Annotated in this window: 25 protein-coding genes, 1 pseudogene and 1 riboswitch; of the genes and pseudogenes, 13 read left to right on the top strand and 13 right to left on the bottom strand. The window is 70.4% G+C overall.

Annotated features, from left to right (window positions below; all coding sequences use genetic code 11):
• From ACWDTP_RS27860 to ACWDTP_RS27870, 3 genes are all read right to left on the bottom strand, one after another.
• Positions 1-223, bottom strand: a 223-nt coding sequence (locus ACWDTP_RS27860) for a DUF2537 domain-containing protein (RefSeq protein WP_450025843.1), incomplete at its 3' end; no start/stop codon positions are given.
• A 21-nt stretch (positions 224-244) separates the two neighbouring features.
• Positions 245-1,066 carry a TrmH family RNA methyltransferase gene (locus tag ACWDTP_RS27865; protein ID WP_450025845.1) on the bottom strand — a complete coding sequence of 274 codons (822 nt, stop codon included), beginning with the start codon at positions 1,064-1,066 and terminating at the stop codon, positions 245-247.
• A complete protein-coding gene (locus tag ACWDTP_RS27870; protein WP_450025847.1) occupies positions 1,063-1,494 on the bottom strand; it encodes an Rv0880 family HTH-type transcriptional regulator in 432 nt (143 codons plus the stop codon). Before ACWDTP_RS27870 ends, ACWDTP_RS27865 begins: the two co-directional genes overlap by 4 nt.
• 84 nt (positions 1,495-1,578) lie before the next feature.
• On the opposite strand from ACWDTP_RS27870, the gene ACWDTP_RS27875 reads away from it, so the two are divergent.
• Positions 1,579-1,851, top strand: coding sequence for a DUF2530 domain-containing protein (locus tag ACWDTP_RS27875; RefSeq protein WP_450025849.1), 273 nt, complete (start codon positions 1,579-1,581; stop codon positions 1,849-1,851).
• 8 nt (positions 1,852-1,859) lie between these two features.
• Positions 1,860-2,312, top strand: coding sequence for an SRPBCC family protein (locus tag ACWDTP_RS27880; RefSeq protein WP_450025851.1), 453 nt, complete (start codon positions 1,860-1,862; stop codon positions 2,310-2,312).
• A gap of 8 nt (positions 2,313-2,320) precedes the next feature.
• Here the strand turns inward: ACWDTP_RS27880 and ACWDTP_RS27885 are convergent, their stop codons facing one another.
• On the bottom strand, positions 2,321-3,115 hold the full coding sequence (locus ACWDTP_RS27885) for a DUF3027 domain-containing protein (protein ID WP_450025853.1): 795 nt from the start codon (positions 3,113-3,115) through the stop codon (positions 2,321-2,323).
• Positions 3,116-3,256: 141 nt separating this feature from the next.
• Here ACWDTP_RS27885 and ACWDTP_RS27890 point away from each other — a divergent pair, with 141 nt between their 5' ends.
• Entirely contained in the window at positions 3,257-4,828 is a 1,572-nt protein-coding gene (locus ACWDTP_RS27890; RefSeq protein WP_450025888.1) for an MFS transporter, read from the top strand.
• Positions 4,825-5,316, top strand: a complete 492-nt coding sequence (locus ACWDTP_RS27895) for a DUF2771 domain-containing protein (protein ID WP_450025855.1) — start codon at positions 4,825-4,827, stop codon at positions 5,314-5,316. Before ACWDTP_RS27890 ends, ACWDTP_RS27895 begins: the two co-directional genes overlap by 4 nt.
• 9 nt (positions 5,317-5,325) lie before the next feature.
• Here ACWDTP_RS27895 and ACWDTP_RS27900 read toward each other — a convergent pair whose 3' ends face one another.
• Positions 5,326-6,351, bottom strand: a complete 1,026-nt coding sequence (locus ACWDTP_RS27900) for a glutathione S-transferase family protein (protein ID WP_450025857.1) — start codon at positions 6,349-6,351, stop codon at positions 5,326-5,328.
• Between the two features lie 26 nt (positions 6,352-6,377).
• A complete protein-coding gene (locus tag ACWDTP_RS27905) occupies positions 6,378-6,788 on the bottom strand; it encodes a cold-shock protein (protein WP_450025859.1) in 411 nt (136 codons plus the stop codon).
• Between the two features lie 152 nt (positions 6,789-6,940).
• Here ACWDTP_RS27905 and ACWDTP_RS27910 point away from each other — a divergent pair, with 152 nt between their 5' ends.
• From ACWDTP_RS27910 to ACWDTP_RS27925, 4 genes are all read left to right on the top strand, one after another.
• Positions 6,941-7,348 carry a YccF domain-containing protein gene (locus tag ACWDTP_RS27910; RefSeq protein WP_450025861.1) on the top strand — a complete coding sequence of 136 codons (408 nt, stop codon included), beginning with the start codon at positions 6,941-6,943 and terminating at the stop codon, positions 7,346-7,348.
• Entirely contained in the window at positions 7,339-8,415 is a 1,077-nt protein-coding gene (gene moaA / locus ACWDTP_RS27915) for a GTP 3',8-cyclase MoaA (RefSeq protein WP_450025863.1), read from the top strand. Before ACWDTP_RS27910 ends, moaA begins: the two co-directional genes overlap by 10 nt.
• Positions 8,416-8,443: 28 nt before the next feature.
• A complete protein-coding gene (locus tag ACWDTP_RS27920) occupies positions 8,444-8,692 on the top strand; it encodes a MoaD/ThiS family protein (protein WP_450025890.1) in 249 nt (82 codons plus the stop codon).
• A gap of 246 nt (positions 8,693-8,938) precedes the next feature.
• A riboswitch (cyclic di-AMP (ydaO/yuaA leader) is annotated at positions 8,939-9,120 on the top strand.
• 8 nt (positions 9,121-9,128) lie between these two features.
• A complete protein-coding gene (locus tag ACWDTP_RS27925) occupies positions 9,129-9,914 on the top strand; it encodes a transglycosylase family protein (RefSeq protein WP_450025865.1) in 786 nt (261 codons plus the stop codon).
• 13 nt (positions 9,915-9,927) lie between these two features.
• Here ACWDTP_RS27925 and ACWDTP_RS27930 read toward each other — a convergent pair whose 3' ends face one another.
• Genes ACWDTP_RS27930 through ACWDTP_RS27945 form a run of 4 tightly spaced genes read right to left on the bottom strand, consistent with a single transcriptional unit; the run spans position 9,928 to position 11,493 of the window.
• On the bottom strand, positions 9,928-10,356 hold the full coding sequence (locus tag ACWDTP_RS27930) for a molybdenum cofactor biosynthesis protein MoaE (RefSeq protein ID WP_450025867.1): 429 nt from the start codon (positions 10,354-10,356) through the stop codon (positions 9,928-9,930).
• Positions 10,353-10,850, bottom strand: coding sequence for a MogA/MoaB family molybdenum cofactor biosynthesis protein (locus tag ACWDTP_RS27935; RefSeq protein ID WP_450025869.1), 498 nt, complete (start codon positions 10,848-10,850; stop codon positions 10,353-10,355). Before ACWDTP_RS27935 ends, ACWDTP_RS27930 begins: the two co-directional genes overlap by 4 nt.
• Positions 10,829-11,302: a cyclic pyranopterin monophosphate synthase MoaC gene (gene moaC / locus ACWDTP_RS27940; RefSeq protein WP_450025871.1), complete on the bottom strand. Its 474-nt coding sequence runs from the start codon at positions 11,300-11,302 to the stop codon at positions 10,829-10,831. Before moaC ends, ACWDTP_RS27935 begins: the two co-directional genes overlap by 22 nt.
• A 2-nt stretch (positions 11,303-11,304) precedes the next feature.
• Positions 11,305-11,493, bottom strand: a complete 189-nt coding sequence (locus ACWDTP_RS27945; RefSeq protein ID WP_450025873.1) for a hypothetical protein — start codon at positions 11,491-11,493, stop codon at positions 11,305-11,307.
• Between the two features lie 66 nt (positions 11,494-11,559).
• On the opposite strand from ACWDTP_RS27945, the gene ACWDTP_RS27950 reads away from it, so the two are divergent.
• Both ACWDTP_RS27950 and ACWDTP_RS27955 read left to right on the top strand, forming a co-directional pair.
• Positions 11,560-13,821, top strand: coding sequence for a helicase-associated domain-containing protein (locus tag ACWDTP_RS27950; RefSeq protein ID WP_450025875.1), 2,262 nt, complete (start codon positions 11,560-11,562; stop codon positions 13,819-13,821).
• A 147-nt stretch (positions 13,822-13,968) separates the two neighbouring features.
• Complete coding sequence (locus ACWDTP_RS27955) at positions 13,969-15,618, top strand: DNA repair helicase XPB (protein WP_450025877.1); 1,650 nt, start codon at positions 13,969-13,971, stop codon at positions 15,616-15,618.
• Between the two features lie 77 nt (positions 15,619-15,695).
• Here the strand turns inward: ACWDTP_RS27955 and ACWDTP_RS27960 are convergent, their stop codons facing one another.
• Positions 15,696-16,040: a cupin domain-containing protein gene (locus tag ACWDTP_RS27960; protein ID WP_450025879.1), complete on the bottom strand. Its 345-nt coding sequence runs from the start codon at positions 16,038-16,040 to the stop codon at positions 15,696-15,698.
• A gap of 56 nt (positions 16,041-16,096) precedes the next feature.
• On the opposite strand from ACWDTP_RS27960, the gene ACWDTP_RS27965 reads away from it, so the two are divergent.
• On the top strand, positions 16,097-16,414 hold the full coding sequence (locus ACWDTP_RS27965) for a hypothetical protein (protein WP_450025881.1): 318 nt from the start codon (positions 16,097-16,099) through the stop codon (positions 16,412-16,414).
• A 25-nt stretch (positions 16,415-16,439) separates the two neighbouring features.
• Here ACWDTP_RS27965 and ACWDTP_RS27970 read toward each other — a convergent pair whose 3' ends face one another.
• A complete protein-coding gene (locus ACWDTP_RS27970) occupies positions 16,440-17,123 on the bottom strand; it encodes an SDR family oxidoreductase (protein ID WP_450025883.1) in 684 nt (227 codons plus the stop codon).
• A gap of 192 nt (positions 17,124-17,315) precedes the next feature.
• Between ACWDTP_RS27970 and ACWDTP_RS27975 the strand changes: the two are divergent.
• Positions 17,316-18,290 (top strand): annotated as a pseudogene (locus ACWDTP_RS27975) (YbfB/YjiJ family MFS transporter); the annotation flags it as partial.
• A gap of 42 nt (positions 18,291-18,332) precedes the next feature.
• On the opposite strand, the gene ACWDTP_RS27980 reads toward ACWDTP_RS27975, so the two are convergent.
• The gene (locus ACWDTP_RS27980) at positions 18,333-19,265 is read right to left on the bottom strand and encodes a LysR family transcriptional regulator (RefSeq protein ID WP_450025885.1); all 933 of its coding nucleotides are present in this window, start codon (positions 19,263-19,265) and stop codon (positions 18,333-18,335) included.
• A 115-nt stretch (positions 19,266-19,380) separates the two neighbouring features.
• Between ACWDTP_RS27980 and ACWDTP_RS27985 the strand changes: the two genes are divergently transcribed.
• Complete coding sequence (locus ACWDTP_RS27985; protein WP_450025886.1) at positions 19,381-20,094, top strand: SDR family NAD(P)-dependent oxidoreductase; 714 nt, start codon at positions 19,381-19,383, stop codon at positions 20,092-20,094.
• The last annotated feature ends 111 nt before the right edge of the window (positions 20,095-20,205 follow it).

A 20,205-nucleotide genomic window follows, 5' to 3' on the forward strand; every position in this document is an offset into this window, starting at 1 on the left:
CGACGCCCGAGCCCAGCACGAACCAGCGCCACACCGGACGGTGGCGCCAGCCCCACACCGTCGGGGCCAGCCCGCCGACCGCCACCATGTTCAGTCCGAGGGCGAGCAGCGGGTGCACCCGCAGCAACCCCATGCCGAGCACCACGATCGCGGCGGCCAGGACCGCGGCCACGAAACCGGCCACGGCCAGCCCGGTGGCCCATGGCGTGGAATCGTCGGTCACGCTGCCAATCTAGCGCGCGATTCAGCCGGCCTGCCTGGCCCGCTCGTAGAACGCCAGCGCGGCGGCCGTCGCGACGTTGAGCGAATCGGTGCCGCGCGCCATCGGGATCCGCACCCGCGCATCGCTGGCCCGCATCGTCGGCTCGGTCAGGCCGGGCCCCTCGGCCCCCACCAGGATCGCCGCCGGATGCCCGGCGAGCCGGTCCATCGCCGCGGGCAGCGTCTCGGCGGCCGGATCCGGCGTCATCGCCAGCAAACGAAAACCCTTTTCCCGCAACAGCTCGAGGTCACCGGGCCAGTCGGCGGCCCTGGCGAACGGCACCAGCAGGGCGTGGCCCATCGACACCCGCACGGCGCGGCGGTACAGCGGATCGGCGCATCCGGACCCGAACACCACCGCATCCACCCCGAGGCCCGCCGCGTTGCGGAAGATCGACCCCAGATTCTCGTGATCGTTCACGCCCTCCAGCACCGCGATGGTGTGCGCGCCATCCACCACCTCGGCCACCGGCAGCTGCGCCGGGCGCGAGGCCGAGGCCAGCACGCCACGGTTGAGGTGAAAACCCACCGCATCGGCCATCACCTGGGCACCGGTCCGGTAATAGGGGACCTCGACACCGTCGAGGTCGGCGGCGAGTTCGGCGAGCCGCCGGTCGGTGCCGAGCAGCGCGCGGGGCACGAACCGCGAGGCCAGCATGCGCTGCACCACGAGCACACCCTCGGCGATCACCAGGCCTTTGCCGGTGGGCAGGTCCGGGCGGCGGTCCACGCTGTTGAGGTCGCGGAAATCGTCAAGGCGCGGGTCGGCCGGATCCTCGATGTCGATGACCTGCAGCGGGCTCACGCACCCTCGTCGACCATGGCCGACATCAGGTCGGCCGCGGCCACCAGGGTTCTGCGCTCGTCGGGGTCGAGCCGGGCCAGCCGCTCCAGCAGCCACTCCTGGCTGGCGCGGCGCTCGGCCTGCACCAGGTCGACGCCGGCCGGGGACACCGTGACGACGATCTGGCGCCCGTCGACCGGGTGCGCGGCCCGCGCCACCAGCCCCTGCTCGGCCAGCGAGGTCAGCACCCGCGTCATCGACGGCGGACGCACGCGTTCACGGACAGCTAACGCCCCCGGCGTCATCGCGCCCTCCTTGGTCAGGGTCGCCAGCGCCGACAGCTGGGTCAGCGATATCGGGGAATCTGAACGGCGGACCCGTAATTGACGGGCGAAGCGGACAACGGCCAGGGCCAGGTCGCTCGCGAGCCGAGCCTCCGGGTCTTTCACATCGCAAATAATACTGAGCCTCGGCGGGTAAAGGGCTGAAACCAGGACCAATGCTTGGGCCTGCGTCGGCTAGGTTAGTGGACGATGACCCGCGACGCGCAGGACGCAGCCGATCCGGCGGGACCCCAGCCCCCGCCGCTGCCGGCCGCGCTGCTGGAACCGTGGCCGGTGATCGTGGTGATCGCCGTGGGCTGGCTGATCGCGGCGGTGCTGGCGTTCACCGTGGCCGACCTGCACGGCTGCCGGCCCTACGCGGTCGCCGGCCTGGCCATCGGGGTGCTGGGCACATCGATCTTCCTGTCCCAACGTCGGGCGGTGCGTCGCGGATCCCGCGGCGCCCAAAGCGGTTTGACCTGAGGAGAACCATGGCGGCACCACTGTTACAGGCACATATCGACATCGACGCACCGGTGGCCAAGGTGTGGGGGCTGATCTCGGACCTGAGCCGGATGCCGGACTGGAGCCCGCAGTGCCGGCTGATGAAGACATTCGGCCCGTTGCGGCCGGGGGCGCGCACGGTCAACCTGAACCGCCGCGGGTTCATGTTCTGGCCGACCACCTCCCGGATCCTCGAGGTCATCCCGGAGCAGAAGCTGGCGTTCCGGGTCGACGCCAACAACACCATCTGGTGCTATGAGCTCGAACCGACCGAGGCGGGCACCCGGGTGACCGAGAGCCGGCACGCCGAGAACGGCACGACCGCGGTGTCCAACGCCATGGTCAACGCATTCTTCGGCGGAGTCCCGAGCTTCGAGGACGAACTGGTCGACGGAATGACCGAATCGCTGGCCCGGATCAAGGCCGTCGCCGAGCGGTAACCGGCGGCCTACTCGGCAGCGCTGCCCTCGGCGACGTCGAGCACGCCGTCGTCGTAGGGCTCATACATCGGCGATCCGGAACCGGGCGGCTGCGGCGTGTCCGAATGGGCCCCACACCCGTATTCGGCGTCGACCACATGACCGTCGGCGGCCAGATCGTTGGCGCAAACCCCGAACATCGGGCCGAGGGCCCCGCCGAGCGGCAGATAGAAACCGCAGTCCCGACAGACCCGCCGGGTGGACCGGGCCATCGCCGAGCCCGGCCCGTATTCGCCGTCGTGCCAGCGTTGCGCCGCGCCGGCCCGGCCCCATTCACCGAGCACCTGGCGCCGGCCCAGGCCGAGCTCCACCGCCGTGTCGTCGATCAGCGGGTCGCCGCTGGCCATGAAGCCGGGTACCAGTCGCGGGTCGTCGGGCGGCGTGGCCAGCAGGTCGCCCGGCCCCAGATCGCCGGGCCGGATCCGCTCGTGCCAGGGCAGCCACCGCGGCGCCAGCAGCGCCGTCGGACCGGGAACCAGGACGATCTCACTGATCGTGGCGTGGTCGGCGCCCGGGTAGGCGGCCACCACGACGGCCCACTGCCAGCCCCGATAGCCCGGAAGATCGGCCAGGAAGCGGTGCGTCGCCGAGCTCGGATCCTCGAAGCCCGCACCCAGGTACTCCCCGACGGTGTCCTCGCCGCCGAACTCGGCCAGCGCCGCACGCGCCTGGTCGACGGCACCCAACAGCACCGACTCCAGGCCCTGCGGCACGGCCGCCGAATCGGTTGGTGCCTGCTCGGCAGGCTCGATCACACTTTCCATCGCATCCATAGTGCCTGACCGGCGCAACCTAGGGCCACACCGGTTGCCTTGTGCACCACGCCGACCCGGATAAGAGAGAATCGAGACGTGACCTACTACCCGCCGCGGCCGCCCGCCGATCGTGGCGCGGAGCACCCCGGGATGGCCAACTATCCCAGCGACGAGACCCCGCGCAGGTCGCACCGCGGCGCGGGGCCCAGCGCCAACCGTTGGCTGCCGCCGTTGGACGACGAGACGGACCGGTCGGAACGCCGGTCCGACCCGCCACCGGACGGCGCGGAACGCGTCACCGTGACGCGCGCCGCGGCCGCCCGCAGCCGCGAAATGGGCACCCGGATGTACGGGTTCGTGCACCGCGCCGCGACCGCCGACGGCGCCGACAAATCCGGCATGACCGCGCTGACCTGGCCCGTGGTGGCCAACTTCGCCGTCGACGCCGCGATGGCCGTGGCCCTGGCGAACACGCTGTTCTTCGCCGCGGCCAGCGGCGAATCCAAGAGCAAGGTCGCGCTGTACCTGCTGATCACCATCGCCCCGTTCGCGGTGATCGCCCCGCTGATCGGCCCGGCGCTGGACCGGTTGCAGCACGGCCGCCGGGTGGCGCTGGCCGCCTCGTTCGCCCTGCGCACCGGGCTCATCGTGATGCTGATCGCCAACTACGACGGCGCCACCGGCAGCTATCCGTCCTGGGTGCTCTACCCGTGTGCGCTGGGCATGATGGTGCTGTCCAAATCCTTCTCGGTGCTGCGCAGCGCCGTCACACCACGGGTGCTGCCGCAGTCCATCGACCTGGTCCGGGTGAACTCCCGGCTCACCACGTTCGGCCTGCTCGGCGGGACCGTGGTGGGCGGCGGCATCGCGGCGGGCGCGGAATACCTGTTCGGCCTGGCCCGGCTGCCCGGGGCGCTGTACGCCATCGTCGCGGTCAGCGTTGCCGGTGCGGTGCTGTCGATGCGGATACCGAAGTGGGTCGAGGTCACCGAGGGCGAGGTGCCCACGACGCTGAGCTACCACGGCTCCGTCGGCGAGCCGCACCGCCGTCCCGGCGACAAACCCGAGGCGACGCGCCAGCCCATGGGCCGCAACACCATCACCGCGCTGTGGGGCAACTGCACGATCAAGGTGATGGTCGGTTTCCTGTTCCTCTACCCGGCATTCGTCGCCAAATCGCACGACGCCACCGGCTGGGAACAGCTGCTGATCCTCGGACTGATCGGGGCGGCCGCGGGCATCGGCAACTTCGCCGGAAATGTCACCGCGGCCCGGCTCAAGCTGGGCCACCCGGCCCAGATGGTGGTGCGCGCCGCGACCGCGGTCACGGCGGCCGCGCTGGCCACCGCGCTGACCGGCAATCTGTTCGTGGCCGCCGGCGCCACCCTGATCACCTCAGGGGCCAGCGCGATCGCCAAGGCCTCGCTGGACGCCTCGCTGCAGGACGATCTGCCCGAGGCGTCGCGGGCCTCGGCCTTCGGGCGTTCGGAGTCGGTGTTGCAGCTGGCCTGGGTGGCCGGCGGCGCGACCGGGGTGCTGATCTACACCGACCTCTCGATCGGGTTCACTACCATCACTGCGGTGCTGATACTCGGCCTCGCCCAGACCGTCGTGAGCTATCGCGGCGAATCCCTGATCCCCGGTTTCGGCGGCAATCGTCCGGTGCTGGCCGCCCCCGAGGGCGGAGATCCGACGGTGGCGGCGCCGAGGGGATCTCGGTGAAGCGGACCCTGGCGATCCTGGCCGCCGTCGTCGTGCTGGCCATCGCGGGCACCGCGGTCGGCGTCTGGCAGCTGAGCCGGTCCGGGGGCGACCGGCTGCCGCAGATCAGCGCCTACTCACACGGGCATCTGAGCCGGGTCGGGCCGTTCCGGTACTGCCCCGTGCTCGACCTGAACAACTGTCAGATGCCGCGCGACGCCGGGCAGTTGCCGGTCGACGAGGACAACCCGGTCCAGCTCTCGGTGCCCTCGACGATCGGCCGGGCCCCGTGGCGGCTGCTGCGGGTGTACGAGAACCCGATCGACACAACGGTTTCGGTGTTCCGGCCGAACACCACGCTGGCCGTCACCATCCCGACCGTCGACCCGCAGCGCGGGCGGTTGACCGGCCTGGCGGTGCAGCTGCTGACGCTGGCCCAGGACCAGACCGGCGAGGTGTTCGAACTGCCGCACGCCGAGTGGTCGATCCGCACGGAGTGGAAATCATGAGGCGGCGGTCTACCCGGCGGAATGGCCGGCCGGCACCCGCTCACCCTCGCGGGTAGGCGGCGGCGGAGTGCCGTCGCCGAACGGCTTGCCGCCCAACACCTCCCGGCCGTGCGGCGTCAACCAGTCGGCGAGGTCGGGCCCCTTGGGCACGATCCGGGTCGGGTTGATGTCGGCGTGCACGATGTAGTAGTGCTGCTTGATCTGCACGAAGTCGGTGGTGTCGCCGAATCCGGGGGTCTGGAACAGGTCTCGGGCGTAGGCCCACAGCACGTCCAGCTCGGTCAGCTTGGACCGGTTGCATTTGAAGTGGCCGTGATACACCGGGTCGAACCGGGCCAGCGTGGTGAACAGCCGCACATCGGCCTCGGTGATGGTGTCTCCCACCAGATACCGCTGCGCGGCCAGCCGGTCCGACAACCAGTCCAGCGTGGCGAACAGCCGGTCGTAGGCGGCGTCGTAGGCCTCCTGCGAGCCGGCGAACCCGCACCGGTACACGCCGTTGTTGACCTCGGTGTAGACCCGTTTGGCGACGGTGTCGATCTCATCGCGCAGCGGCTCGGGATAGAGCTGCGGGGCACCCTCGCGGTGGTGGGCGGTCCACTCGGTGGAGAGGTCCAGCGTCATCTGGGCGAAGTCGTTGGTCACCACCGCGCCCGAGGCCACCTCGACGATCGCGGGCACGGTGATGCCCTTGGGGTAGTTCGGGTCGCGTTTGAAGTACGCATCCTGCAACCGCGGGATGCCCAGCACCGGATCGAGCCCGTCGGGGTCGAGGTCGAAGGTCCAGCTGCGTTGGTCGTGGGTCGGCCCGCAGAACCCGATGGACAGCGCGTCCTCGAGGCCGAGCAGCCGCCGCACGATGATGGCGCGGTTGGCCCACGGGCAGGCCCGCGCCACGATCAGCCGGTAGCGACCGGGTTCGACGGGATAGCCGTCGGACCCGTCGCGGGTGATCCGGGTGGTGATGTAGTTGGTGTCGCGAGTGAACTCGCCACCCGATGCGGACTTGTCGGCGACGTATGAACCCTGGGCCATGGTCCCAGTGTCCCCCGTCGGGCGGGTCAGGCGTCGAGTTCCCGCGCGACGGCCTTGACCACCTCGGAGACCCGGCGGGCCACCTTGCGGTCGGGGTAACGCCCCTTGCGCAGCTCGGGCTGGACGATGTCCTCCAGCAGCGTGATCATGTCCGAGACCATGCCGTGCAGTTCATCCGGTGTGTGCTTGTGCTCGGGACGCTCGGCCTCCCGGCGGGTCCGGCTCAGGCTGGGCGGCGGGTCGATGAGCTTGAGGCTCAATGCCTGTGGGCCACGGCGGCCTGCGGCCACCCCGAACTCGACGCGCTGGCCGGCCTTGAGTCCCTCGACCCCCGCGGGCAGCGCCGAGGACCGGACGTAGACGTCCTCGCCCTCTTCCTGGGACAGAAAGCCGAAGCCCTTTTCGGCGTCGTACCACTTAACCTTGCCGGTCGGCACTGGTTCTCACCCGCTCGTCATCTAGCTCAACACAAGTAAGCGCCCCGGTGCGCCGGGACGCGTTGGGGTGATCCTACTAGGACCGGACGGCGGCCTTCACCTTGATTAGTCGGTAGGCTGACGGGACCGCTCAAGGAGAAGATGCAGGCGATATGCGCGTAATCCTGAATGTCATCTGGTTGGTCTTCGGCGGCCTGTGGCTGGCCCTCGGATACCTGGTGGCCGCGCTCATCAGCTTCGTCCTGATCATCACGATCCCGTTCGGTTTCGCCTCGCTGCGCATCGCGTCCTACGCGCTGTGGCCGTTCGGCCGGACCCTGGTCGACAAGCCGGGCACCCGGCCCGGCGCGCTCGTCGGCAACATCATCTGGGTGATCCTGTTCGGCATCTGGCTGGCCATCGGCCACGTGGTGACCGCCGCCGCCATGGCCATCACCATCATCGGGATTCCGCTGGCCGCGGCCAATCTCAAGTTGATCCCGATATCTCTGCTGCCGCTGGGCAAGGAGATCGTGCCGGTGGATCCCCCGCGTCCGCAGCAGGTGGCGCAATGGCAGTGACCGCGCTCGGGCTGCCCGCCGTGAAGCGGCCCAGCGGCCCGCCCACCGATCCGGCGCCCACCGACGGCCCGCTGATCGACACCTACGGCCGCGTCGCCACCGACCTGCGGGTGTCGCTGACCGACCGGTGCAATCTGCGCTGCACCTACTGCATGCCCGCCGAGGGGCTGGACTGGCTGCCCGGCGACAGCCTGCTGAGTGCGGCCGAGCTGGCCCGGCTGCTGCGCATCGCGGTCACCCGGCTCGGCGTCCGGAGCGTGCGGTTCACCGGCGGCGAGCCGTTGGTCGCACGCCACCTCCAGGAGGTGGTGGCGGCCGCAGCGGCGCTGACGCCGCGCCCCGAGATCACGTTGACCACCAACGGGATCGGGCTGGCCAGGCAGGCCGCCGGGCTGCGGCAGGCCGGCCTGGACCGGATCAACGTGTCGCTGGACACCCTCGACGCCGCGCATTTCGCCCGGATCACCCGCCGCGACCGGCTGGCCGATGTGCTGGCCGGGCTGGCCGCGGCCAGAGCCGCCGGGCTGGAACCGGTCAAGGTCAACGCGGTGCTCGATCCGGTCTCGGGACTCGACGATGTGGTGGGGCTGCTGCGGTACTGCCTGGAGCACAGCTATCAGCTGCGCATCATCGAGCAGATGCCGCTGGACGGCGGCCACAGTTGGCGTCGCGACGCGGTGATCGACGCCGCCCGGATCCTGGACACCCTGCGGCAGCACTTCGAGCTGGAGCCCGATCCGGCACCGCGCGGGTCGGCGCCCGCCGAGCTGTGGCGGGTGCACGACCGCCAGACCGGCGCGACGGGCCGGGTCGGGATCATCGCGTCGGTGTCGGACGCCTTCTGCGGGGCCTGTGACCGCACCCGCCTGACCGCCGACGGCCAGATCCGCAGCTGTCTGTTCTCTCAGGAGGAGACCGATCTGCGCGACCTGCTGCGCGGTGATGCCGGTGACGACGCGATCGAATCGGCCTGGCGGGCGGCGATGTGGGCAAAGCCCGCGGGCCACGGCATCAACGATCCGGATTTCGTGCAGCCGGGACGCCCGATGAGCGCGATCGGCGGGTGAGGCGGCAGTGACCGGGACGCCCACCACGATGCGGATCACCGTCCGATATTTCGCGGCGGCGGCGGCCGCCGCCGGAGTTGATACCGAAACGTTAGATATCGCCACCGGAACGACCGTCACGGCCCTCACCGAGCGACTCGCCGGCCGCGGCGCCGAGCTGGCGCGCGTGCTCAAACGCTGCTCATACCTGTGCGACGGGGTGGCGGTCCGAGACAGTGAGCAGCGCTTAGTAACGTCGCAGACCGTCGATGTGTTGCCCCCTTTCGCCGGCGGATAACGTGATATGCGTCACATAACGAAATGGTCACGAGCTGGCTACAACACGGTGGAGCGGGGCAACGACCTGCGGAAACGCTCCAGCAACCTGCACCTTTAACGCTCTTTTAAGCTTTGCCGGGGCCGAAAACGCCCGAGCCCAGAAAAGGTGACTCGATTGCCCGGACCGGTTACCGTTCATTCCCAAGTCAACGGACCCTAATCGGTTGACCCACCCCGTCCGGCGCGCCGAGCTCCATCCATCGGGCGGGGTTAACTACGAACCACAAGGATGGAGGCGGGGGACCCAACCGGTCCACCGATTTAATTCAGGACCAGGAGCCGCGTGCGGCCCCTTGGGGTGAAGCCGTCGTCGTTTCGGCGTCGACGGCCGGGGACCTCTCCCCCCGAACCCGACAGCTGACCTCGTGGGCGCATACGAGAGGACCTTCACGCTTATGAGTGGACGGCATCGCAAGCCCACTTCGTCTTCATCAGCAAAGAACGTCGCCAAGATCGCCTTCACCGGCGCTGTGATCGGTGGCGGCGGCCTCGCCATGGCCGGTCAGGCCGGCGCCGCGACCGACGGCGAATGGGATCGAGTCGCCAGCTGCGAGTCCGGCGGCAACTGGGCCATCAACACCGGCAACGGCTACCACGGTGGCCTGCAGTTCTCGCCGAGCACCTGGTCCTCCAACGGTGGCGGCGAGTACGCGCCGTCGGCCTACATGGCCACCAAGGACGAGCAGATCGCGGTCGCCGAGCGGGTGCTGGCCAGCCAGGGCAAGGGCGCATGGCCGGTCTGTGGCACGGGCCTGTCCGGCTCCACCCCGCGCAACGTGGTCTCCGAACCCGAACCCGCCGCGCTGGACGCCCCCGCCGTGAACGGCGAGCTGCCGCCCCTGCCGGAGCTGCCGAACCCCTTCGCCCCGCCGCCGGCCCCGGCCGACGCCCTCGCGGCCCCGCTGCCGCCCGCACCGGACGCGCCGCCGCCCGCACCCATGGATGCGCCGCTGCCCCCGGCCCCCGAGGCCCCGCCGGCCCCGGCACCGGACGCACCGCCGACCCCGGCCCCCGAGAACTGGGACCAGGGTCCGGCTCCGGCTCAGCCCGCGGAGTGGGCCGCCCACCCCGAACCGGCCCCGGTGCCCGAGGTCTCCTATGTGGAGCGGGTCCAGCAGGCCGTCGAGAGCCAGGGCCTGGGGAGCAACGTCGACCTGCAGTCCCTGCTCGCCCAGGGCTGACCCCCGGTTCCGGTCAGGCCGAACCGACCCATTCGTCGGTGCCGTCGGCGAAGTGCTGGTGCTTCCACACCGGTAACCGCTCCTTGACGGTGTCGACGAGACGGGCACAGGTTTCGAACGCCGCCCTGCGATGGTCCGCTGCCACAGCGGCCACCAGGGCGGCGTCTCCTATCCGCAGGGCTCCGATGCGGTGCCCGACCGCGATGGCCCGCACCCCCGCACTGTCCGCGGCGATCTCGGCGGCCACATCCTCGAGGGTCTGCCGGGCCGTGGGGTGTGCCGAATACTCCAGCCGGGTGACCGGCCTGCCGCCGTCGTGATCGCGCACCACCCCGGCGAATCCGACGACGGCCCCTGCCGCCTCATGCGCGACGAGCGCCTCGTAGCCGGTCAGCGAGAGCGGCTCCTCGGTGAGGTCGACCCGGATCACGGTGGCGCTCATCGGGTGTGGTCCCCGCCCGCCAACTGATCCAGGGCGTGCTCGAGCACATCGTCGAGGACCTTGAGCCCGTCCTTGACGCCGCCCGGCGAGCCCGGCAGGTTCACGATCAGGGTGCGGCCGGCGACCCCGCACACACCGCGCGAGAGCACCGAGGTCGGCACCTTGTGGCTCCCGGCGCGGCGGATCGCGTCGGCGACCCCGGGGACCTCGTAGTCCAGCACGGACCGGGTCGCCTCCGGGGTGGCGTCGGTCGGCGAGATGCCGGTCCCGCCCGAGGTGATGATCAGGTCGACGTGTTCGGCGAGCGCGGCCCGCAACGCTTCGGCGACCGCACCGCCGTCGGCGACCACCATCTGCTCGGTGACGTCATAGCCGCGATCGGCCAGCCAGCCGACGATCATCGGGCCGGTGCGGTCGTCGTACACCCCGGCCGCCGCCCGGGTGGAGGCGATCACGACCCGGGCCGAATGTGTTACTCCGTTGGTCTTTCCCACAAACCAGTTTTACCGCCTTCTTTGCGCAGCACCCGAATATCGTCGATGCGCGCGGCGGGGTCGACGGCCTTGATCATGTCGTAGAGGGTCAGGGCCGCGACGCTGACGGCCGTCAGCGCCTCCATCTCCACCCCGGTGCGGTCGGTGCTGCGCACGGTCGCGGTGATGTCCACCGCGGCCTCGCCGATCCCGAAGTCCACGTCGACACCCGTGAGCGCCAACTGGTGGCACAGCGGGATCAGGTCGGGCGTCCGCTTGGCCGCCAGGATGCCCGCCACCCGTGCGGTGGCCAGGGCGTCGCCCTTGGGCAGGCCGCCGGAGGCGATGAGCGCGACGACATCGGGCCGCGTCGACACCGTGCCCGCGGCGGTCGCGGTGCGCACGGTCACGGCCTTGGCGGCGACGTCGACCATGTGCGCCGCGCCGGATTCGTCGAGGTGCGACAGTCCCACGGTTACCTGTTGACGACGGTGACCGTCTGGATGAACGGCAGGTCCTCGGCCGGCAGCGGGAAGATCACATCGCCGAACGGGGACAGCGCACCCGTCCGGTCGGTGGCGAGTTCGCTCACGGCGTGATCGTCACCGTCGCCGAGGACCGGCCAGCCGTTGTCGACGTACTGATTCTTCTTGTTGTCAGCCACGCCCACATTGTTGCAGGCCGCTGCGCCGGTGGCGAGACCGGCAGGCTGCTTTACGCTGGTCAGCATATGACCGCACAGAGTCCCCCGGTGGCAGGCGTCCCGCTGGGCGCCTGGCTGGCCGAACGCTCCGACGCGGAACTGGTCCGCCTGCTGGAGCTGCGGCCCGACCTCAGCCAGCCCCCACCCGGCACCCTCGCCGCGCTGGCCGCCAGGGCCACATCGCGGCAATCGGTCAAGGCCGCCACCGACGGGCTGGACTTCCTGCATCTCGCCGTACTGGACGCGTTGCTGGTGCTGCATGCCGACACCGCCGCGGTCCCGGTCGCGGAGGTGACCGGGCTGCTCGGTGACCGGGCCGATGCCGCGACGGTCACCGCGGCGCTGGCCGATCTGGGTGAACAGGCGCTGGTGTGGGGTGAGACGGCGGTGCGGGTGGCACCCGAGGCCGGCACCGGGCTGCCGTGGTATCCCGGCCAGGCGGTGACCGAGGCCGACGACCGCGGGGCCGACGAGATCGCCGCTCAGCTGGAAAGCCTCGACCAGCCCCAGGGCGAGCTGCTGGCGCGGCTCCTGGACGGGTCGCCGGTGGGCCGCACCCGCGACGCCGCGCCCGACACCCCGCCCGACCGGCCGGTGCCGCGGCTGATCGAGGCCGGGCTGCTGCGTCGGCTCGACTCCGAGACCGTGATCCTGCCGCGCCTGGTGGGCCAGTCTCTGCGCGGCGAGGTGCCCGGTCCGGTGCAGCTGACCGCACCCGACCTCGCGGTGCGCACGACGACGGCCGCCGACGCCGACGCGGTGGCCGCGGGCGCCGCCATCGACCTGCTGCGCGAGGTCGAGCTGCTGATCGAAACCCTCAGCGCCACACCGGTTCCTGAGTTGCGCAGCGGCGGGCTCGGGGTACGCGACGTGAAACGGCTGGCCAAGGCCACCGGCATCGACGAGCCCAGGCTCGGGCTGCTGGCCGAACTGGCCGCGGCGGCCGGGCTGATCGCGGCGGGCATGCCCGACCCGGACCCGGGCGAGGGCACCGGCCCGTACTGGGCGCCGACCGTGGCCGCCGACCGGTTCGTGGAATCGCCGACCGCGACCCGCTGGCACCTGCTGGCCTCGACCTGGCTGGAGCTACCGGCACGGCCGTCACTGATCGGGACCCGCGGTCCGGACGCCAAACCGTTTGCCGCGCTCGCGGATTCGCTGTATTCGACGGCCGCCCCGCTGGACCGCAGGCTGCTGCTGACGGTGCTGGCCGAGCTCGAACCCGGCACCGGTGTCGACGCACCCGAGGCATCGCGGGCGATGATCTGGCGGCGTCCGCGCTGGGCCATGCGGCTGCAGCCGGGCACCGTCGCCGACCTGCTCACCGAGGCACACGCGGTGGGGATGGTGGGCCGCGGCGCGATCAGCACGCCGGGGCGGGGGCTGCTCGCCGGCGACCCCGACGAGGATGTGCTGGCGGCGATGGGCAAGGCGCTGCCCACACCCCTCGACCATTTCCTGCTGCAGGCCGACCTGACGGTGATCGTGCCGGGGCCGCTGCAGCGGGACCTGGCCGAGCAGCTGGCCGAGGTGGCCGTCGTCGAATCCGCAGGCGCGGCGATGGTGTACCGGATCGGCGAACCCTCGGTCCGCCGGGCCCTTGACGGCGGGCGGACCGCGAGCGAACTGCACACGTTCTTCGAGAAGCATTCCAAAACACCCGTGCCGCAAGGCTTGACCTATCTCATCGACGATGTGGCCCGCCGGCACGGCCAGCTGCGGGTCGGGATGGCGTCGTCGTTCGTGCGGTGCGAGGATCCGGCCCTGCTGGCCCAGGCGGTGGCCGCACCCGGTGCGGTCCGGTTGGAGCTTCGGGTGCTGGCACCGACCGTCGCGGTATCGCAGGCGCCTATCTCCGATGTGCTCGCCGCGCTGCGCGAGGCGGGGTTCGCCCCGGCCGCCGAGGATTCGACGGGCACCGTCGTCGACATCACCGCGCGCGGCGCCCGGGTCACCGCACCGACCCGGCGCCGGGTGTACCGCGCGCCCACACCACCCACCGCCCAGACCCTGGGCGCGATCGTGGCGGTGCTGCGCAAGGTGGCGGCGGGTCCGTTCGCCAAGGTGCGCCTGGACCCCGCGGTGGCCATCACCCAGCTGCAGGAGGCCGCGATCGGGCAGACCTCGGTGGTGATCGGGTACGTCGACCCCGCGGGCGTGGCCACACAGCGGGTGGTGGCGCCGATCAACGTGCGCGGGGGGCAGCTGACCGCATACGACCCCGCGGCCGGGCGGGTGCGCGAGTTCGCCATTCACCGGGTCACCTCGGTGGTGTCGGCCGACGACTGAGCCGATATCTCGGGCCGGTCCGGCACCTGCTGTTGGGGTTCACCGCGGTCGCCGGGCTCGGCGTGCTCACCGCGTTCCGCGCATGTCGGACCGATTCGGAATAATGGACCGAATGCACTTCCCCGTACCAGGCACGGTGGACCGCCCATGACCGACGGCCCCCTGATCGTGCAGTCCGACAAGACGGTGCTGCTCGAGGTCGACCACGAGCAGGCCGGCGCGGCCCGCGCGGCCATCGCGCCGTTCGCCGAACTCGAGCGCGCACCCGAACACGTACACACCTACCGCATCACCCCGCTGGCGTTGTGGAACGCCCGCGCGGCCGGTCACGACGCCGAACAGGTGGTCGACGCGCTGGTATCGCATTCGCGCTATCCGGTGCCGCAGCCGCTGCTGGTCGACATCGTCGACACCATGGGCCGCTACGGCCGGCTGCAACTGGTCAAACATCCCGCGCACGGGTTGACGCTGGTCAGCCTGGATCGCGCGGTGCTCGCCGAGGTGCTCCGACACAAGAAGATCGCCCCGATGCTCGGCGCCCGCATCGACGACGACACGGTGGCGGTGCACAACAGCGAACGCGGCCGGGTCAAACAGATGCTGCTCAAGATCGGCTGGCCGGCCGAGGACCTGGCCGGCTACGTCGACGGCGAGGCGCACCCGATCTCGCTGGCCCAGGACGGCTGGGTGCTGCGGGACTACCAGGAGATGGCCACGGAGTCCTTCTGGGCCGGCGGCTCCGGAGTGGTGGTGCTGCCCTGCGGCGCGGGCAAGACGCTGGTCGGCGCGGCGGCGATGGCCAAGGCCGGCGCCACGACGCTGATCCTGGTGACCAACACGGTGGCGGGCAGGCAGTGGAAACGCGAACTGATCGCCCGCACGTCGCTGACCGAGGAGGAGATCGGCGAATACTCGGGCGAGAAGAAGGAGATCCGGCCGGTCACGATCGCCACATATCAGGTGATCACCCGGCGCAGCAAGGGTGAGTACAAAAACCTGGAGATCTTCGACAGCCGCGACTGGGGCCTGATCATCTACGACGAGGTGCACCTGCTGCCCGCACCGGTGTTCCGGATGACCGCCGATCTGCAGTCCCGGCGCCGGCTCGGGCTGACCGCGACACTGATCCGCGAGGACGGCCGCGAGGGCGACGTCTTCTCGTTGATCGGACCCAAACGCTACGACGCCCCGTGGAAGGACATCGAGGCCCAGGGCTGGATCGCCCCCGCGGAATGCATCGAGGTGCGGGTGACGATGACCGACAACGAGCGCATGCTCTACGCCACCGCCGAGCCCGAGGACCGCTACAAGCTGTGCTCGACGGTGCACAGCAAGATCGCCGTGGTGCGTTCGATCCTGGAGCGCCATCCCAACGAGCAGACCCTGGTGATCGGGGCCTATCTCGACCAGCTGGAGGAACTCGGTCAGGAATTGGACGCCCCGGTGATCCAGGGCTCGACCAAGAATGCCGAACGCGAGGCCCTGTTCGACGCGTTCCGCCGCGGCGAGATCTCCACCCTGGTGGTGAGCAAGGTGGCCAACTTCTCCATCGACCTTCCGGAAGCCTCAGTGGCAGTCCAAGTCTCGGGCACCTTCGGGTCACGCCAGGAAGAGGCGCAGCGGCTCGGCCGGTTGCTGCGCCCCAAACACGACGGCGGCGGCGCGGTGTTCTACTCGGTGGTCTCCCGCGATTCACTGGACGCCGAATATGCCGCACACCGGCAACGGTTCCTGGCCGAGCAGGGGTACGGGTACATCATCAAGGACGCCGACGACCTGCTGGGCCCGGCGATCTAGGTCCCGTTGACTCGCGAGCAGACACATAACTGCCCCAAATCGCGCGTTTCAGGGCAGTTTTGTGTCTGCTCGCGAGCTCAGGTGTGCGGCCCCATCGCCTTGACGACGGTCAGCAGCACCACCGAATCGGCCAGCGCATGCAGGCTGTGCCTGCTGCGGGGGATCACGATGTGGTCGCCGGGCGAACCTTCCCAGCTGGCATCGGAGTTGGCCAGTTTCACCCGACCCTCGATCACCTGCAGCGTGGCCTCCCCCGGGCTCTCGTGCTCGTCGAGGCCGGTGCCTTCGGTGAGCGCGATGAGGGTCTGCCGCAGCGTGTGTTCGTGCCCCCCGTAGACGGTGTGCGCGCTGCGTCCGCTGCTGGCCGTACGGGCCGAGGCCAGCTGCTGACGCGCGAGCGCGGTGAGCGAGATCTTCTCCATATCACCGATCGTCCCACTTTCGGCCGTCGAATATCCCGTCCCGGCATGATGTGGGCGTGACCGGTTCGCGACGCCTGGCCCACGCCGTCCTCTGGGTGCCCGCCGCGCTGGCCTGGACCGTGGCGGCCGGGTATCTGGTGGCGATCGGCCGGTTCGCGGCCGCCGACACCCGGTGCGGGCACGTGGCGCCGAGGGTCGATATGGACGGCGGCTGGATCGTCATCGGCGCGGTCGCGGTCTGGGCCGCACCGTTCGTCGTACTTGCCATCGTGCGGCACCGCCGCTGGCAGGTCGTGCTGGCCGCGGTGGTCCTGGTGATCGCGGTGGCGGTCGTGGTGGAGATGTTCGCCCGGCCAGTGGCATTCTGCTGGTGACGCCGGCAGCGTCGATGGCCCGCGCTCACCCACCCACATTGGCGGTTGACAACTGCGCCTTGATATTTCGGGACTGCTCGTCGGCGAGGATCTCCTCCCGGCCGTCGAGCAGCCCGGCAATCGCCGCAGCCGCGACCACCGCGGGGTCGGCCTTCTGATCGGCCGGGATGTAGCTGACCATGTCGGTGTCCAGGTAGCCGACGTGCAGGGCCGCAACATGGATCCCTCGCGGTGCCAGTTCGGTCCGCGCGGCATCGGTCAGCGCCCACGCTGCGGCCTTGGCCGCCGAATACGCACCCGAGGTCGGTGGGTGATACCACGACAGCACCGAAAGCACATTGAGAATCGCTCCCCCGCCATTGCGTTCGATGACCGGGACGAACTCCCTGGTGACGTTCAGGGTGCCGAAGTAGTGGGTGTCCATCTCCGCGTGGATGTCCTCCAGCGGACCCGTCAACAGGTTCGCCCGCGTCGAGATGCCCGCGTTGTTCACCAGCACGGTGACATCGCCGGCAATGGCCGCAGCGCGGCGCACCGACTCCGGATCGGTGACGTCGAGCTGGATCGGCACCACGCCCGGCAGGTCGACGGTCTCCGGCCGTCGCGCCGCGCCGTAGACCTTGGCGCCGCGCGCGACGAGCTCGGCGGCGAGTCTTCGCCCGAGCCCCCGGTTGGCTCCGGTCACCAGCGCCGTGATGTTCTGCGTCATCGAAATGCTCCTCTCGATCGGTTCGCACACCACAACATCGGCGGCGGTCCGGATGAATCCTGGTGTATGAGAGGCAAAGTCTTGCAGCTGTGAGCATGTGGATCATGGCAAGGCGCCGCGTCGGCAACCCACGATGGACCGATGCAACATCACGGACACGTCGCGCGCACCGCCGCGGCGCTGGCGGCCGCCATGGGCATCGGCAGGTTCGTCTACACCCCGATCCTGCCGCTGATGACCGCTCAGGCCGGCGTCACCGCACACACCGCCGCCAGCCTCGCCACCGCGAACTATGCCGGCTATCTGGCCGGGGCACTAGCCGGCTCCGTCTGGCCGAGGTTGGCCAGGTCGGTCCTGGCCTGCCGCCTCTGCCTGGTGGTGCTGATCGCCAGTCTGGCGGGGATGCCGTTGACCGCCGACACGATGGCGTGGACCGCACTGCGGGTGCTGGCCGGTGCCACCAGCGCGCTGGTGTTCGTCATCGCGGTCAACACCATGCTGGAGCATCTGCACGAGCACCCGGCGCACCTCGCCGGCTGGGGTTTCGGCGGCGTCGGGGCGGGCATCGCGTTGTCGGCGGTGCTGGTGCTGGCCGCCGGAAGTTGGCAGGCGGCCTGGTGGGCCGCGACCGCCGCGGCGGCGGTACTCACCGCGGGCGCATGGACCATGCACGCACCACCCGAACCCCGCTCCGACGAGCCCGCGCCGGCCACCGGGCACCGGCCCCGGCACGGGCTGTTCGGCCTGCTGCTGGCCAGCTACACCCTCGAGGGCATCGGCTACATCATCGCGGGCACATTCCTGGTCGCGGCCGTCGCCTCGGGCACGCCCGGCTGGCTGGGCGGCGGAGCGTGGCTGGTGGTCGGCCTGGCCACGGTGCCGTCCGCGGCGCTGTGGGCGGCGCTGAGCACGCGGTGGTCGCATCCCGTCCTGCTGGTCGCGGCGCTGTGCGTGCAGGCCGCCGGGATCGCCGTGGCCGGACTTGCCGGCGGGGTCACCGCCGCGCTGACCGGGGCCGTACTGTTCGGCGGCACCTTCGTCGGGGTCAGCACGCTGGCGCTGGCGGCCGGGCGGGTGCTGCGGTATCCGCGCGCCGTCGCCCTGCTGACCGCGGGCTACTCGGTCGGCCAGATCCTGGGACCGCTCGTGGTGGCTCCGCTGTTGCACGACGGGTACCGGCCGGCGCTCGTGGTGGGTGCGGTGGTGGTGTCAGCCGCCGGGCTGGTCGCGGGAATGATGCGGATCGTCGGCGGGCAGCCAGACCGAGGCATCCGACAAGCCGAAATCTCCGACGTCACGGGTGAATTCGTCGATGACGGCGCGAACGGCGGGGCTGTCCTCGCCACTCCGCCACACCAGCGACCAGGTCCACAGCGGTGACGGGGCGATCACCGGGCGGCGGACCAGACCCTTGGGGAGCTGCGCGTTCTGCCCTTTCGGATTGTTGAGCACGGGACGACGCAGCTGCCGTACGTGCTCGAAGAACGTCGAACCGGTGACGCCGCCGTCGTCGGTGCGCATGACGCGCGCCCCGGTCGCGGCCGCGAACTGTGTGCCGTAGCGGTTCCATGACGACCAGCCGGCGTCGTCGGAGTCGACCAGGACCACGGTCGCGGCGGCCTCGACCGGCGTTTCGTCGGTGCCGGCCTGCAGCGCATACAACCGGTCCACCCCGATCAGCCTGGCCCGCAACGACAACGACTCCAGGTCGTCGTTCTGCACCCAGCAGATCCCGAGATCGAGGCTGCCGTCGGCGACGCGGGCGGCCTGGGCGTGCGACGGCATCACCCAGGTGTCCACGCGCAGCTGTGCCACACCTGCGGCGCGTTCGGCCCAATCGGTCGGGCACCAGCTCACGTATCCGATGCTCACCGGCTCCGACACCGCCAAACCGGCTGCGCGCCTGCGCAATTCATCGGCCTGCGTGATCAGCTCACGAGCTTCGGGCAGCAGGGCGGCTCCGGCCGAGGTCAGTGCCACGGACCGGCGGTCCCGGTCGAACAGGGTGACCTTGAGGTCGCGTTCCAGGGCCTTGATCTGCTGCGACAGTGACGGCCCCGCGATGCGCAGCCGCTCGGCCGCACGGCCGAAGTTCAGTTCCTCGGCCACGGTGACGAAGTAGCGCAGTTGCCGCAGCTCCACCACTGCAGCGTAGTAGGCACAGCCTCGCAGCAGCGAGCAGACCGCTCCCGCCGATCGGGTATCGCGGCCATCCGCGACGTGTTACCTAATGCACCAGGCCAGAGAAAGGGCAGACATGAACACTTCACCCCGCGTCGCAATCATCACCGGCGCATCCCAGGGCATCGGCGAAGCCCTGGTGACGGGTTACCGCAAGCTGGGCTACGCCGTCGTCGCCAACGCGCGCCGGATCGCCGAGAGCGACGACCCGATGGTGCTGACGGTCCCCGGTGACATCGGCCAACCGGGTGTCGGCGGGCGCATCGTCGATGCCGCGGTCGAGCGGTTCGGCCGGGTCGACACCATCGTCAACAACGCGGGCATCTTCGTCGCCAAACCGTTCACCGAGTACACCGACGACGACTACGACGCCGTCACCGCGGTGAACCAACGCGGGTTCTTCGAGCTCACCCGCGCCGGGATCGCCGCGATCGAGTCGCGCCGTGCGGGTGGGCACGTGGTGACCATCTCCACCAGCCTCGTCGACCACGCGAACTCACAGGTGCCGTCGGTGTTGGCCTCGCTCACCAAAGGCGGCCTGAATGCCGCCACCAAGGCCCTGGCCGTCGAGTACGGCGCCCGCGGAATCCGCGCCAACGCGGTGGCGCTCGGCATCATTCGCACGCCGATGCACTCGCCGGAAAGCCACGAATTCCTGTCTGCGCAGCATCCACTCGGTCACATGGGCGAGATCGACGATGTTGTCGACGCGGTGCTGTACCTGGAGCGGGCCGGTTTCGTCACCGGCGAGATCCTGCACGTCGACGGGGGTCAAAGTGCCGGACACTGAAGCCGCCGCCCAGATCCTGCGCGACGTACTGGATCAGTGGCAGGCCGGTATCGCCGGACACGAACCGCGGCGGGTGGCCGAGTTGTTCACCGAGGACGCCATCTTCCAGGG

This window comes from Mycobacterium sp. NPDC003449 (assembly GCF_053588415.1).